Source organism: Mycoplasmopsis opalescens ATCC 27921, from assembly GCF_000712185.1.
Taxonomy (GTDB): Bacteria; Bacillota_I; Bacilli_A; order Mycoplasmatales; family Metamycoplasmataceae; genus Mycoplasmopsis; species Mycoplasmopsis opalescens.
Map to the genome: position 1 here is coordinate 1 of NZ_JOOB01000005.1, position 1071 is coordinate 1071.

The following is a 1071-nucleotide window of genomic DNA, read 5'->3' on the forward strand; positions in this document are numbered from 1 at the left end:
AAGCAAGAATTACTCAATAAAATGTTTGTTTAATACTCATTTTTCAGTAGTTTTGGTAAATTTAAAAAAGAAAGATTTTTATATGAAAAACGAACACGATTGTTTATCAAAAGGATAAACCTGATAAACTTTATAGTTTTGGAAACTTCATTAAAGGTCATTCAGGAACTGCTTTATTAAGTTATCAAAATAACCAAGTTGTCTTAAATGGACTATTATTTGGAGTTATTTCTCAATCATCTTTAGGAAAACAAAGAGACCAAGTAGATGAGTATTCTAAAGACAAATATAATTACAATATTGGTCTATATTTAATTTCTTTTGTTAAAAAATTACAAATAAATGAAAAATAGTGTATAAAATTAGTATATAAAAATTAAAAAAACAATATGGAGAATAAAACTTATGAAAAAATTTAAAAAAGGTTATATATTTCTAGGAACTTTAAGCTCTGCAACTATTTTACCTATAGCAGCTGTTTCTTGTATGCAACAAAAACCACAAGAACCACAAGAACCACAAGAACCAAAAGCTCCAGAGATTAAACATTTAGGAAAAACCCTTCCAGAAGGCAGAACAGAAGATGAGGACACTAAAGATACTCTTGTATCGCCATCTCTTCCAGAAGTTATGCCTGACCCTACAGAAGATGAGTTGTTAAGTAATCTAACAGATGAAGAACTTTTAGATATGTTTAAACCAGAATCACTTAAAAAAGGTTTAACAGAGATTAATAACATTAAAGAACAAGATTTAAAAGATGTAGTAGAATCTCTTAAAACTTTAATGAAAAAACAAATGAACTCTGAGAAAAAGACTCCAGAAGAACATCAACAAAGTACTCCTGAAGCTAAAAAATAATCAGAAAGTACTCCAGAAGCTAAATGTGAAGTAGATGAAGAAAAAAGTCCTGGAAGTGGTGCTACTTCAGAAGCTAAACAATAGTTATTATAAAAATAAAGTAAAAACAAGGAATTAAATGATATGTACCCAGAATCCTGGACACATATTTATTAACTAGGCAACAACACAAATGGATGTTTTCCTGTATTTTACAGGAGGCATCCATTT

At 28.6% G+C, this 1071-nt stretch carries 1 protein-coding gene; it reads left to right on the forward strand.

Annotated elements, in window-relative coordinates; genetic code table 4:
- Positions 1-486: 486 nt before the first annotated feature.
- Positions 487-861 carry a hypothetical protein gene (locus tag T385_RS0100055; RefSeq protein ID WP_156953927.1) on the forward strand — a complete coding sequence of 125 codons (375 nt, stop codon included), beginning with the start codon at positions 487-489 and terminating at the stop codon, positions 859-861.
- Positions 862-1071: the final 210 nt, after the last annotated feature.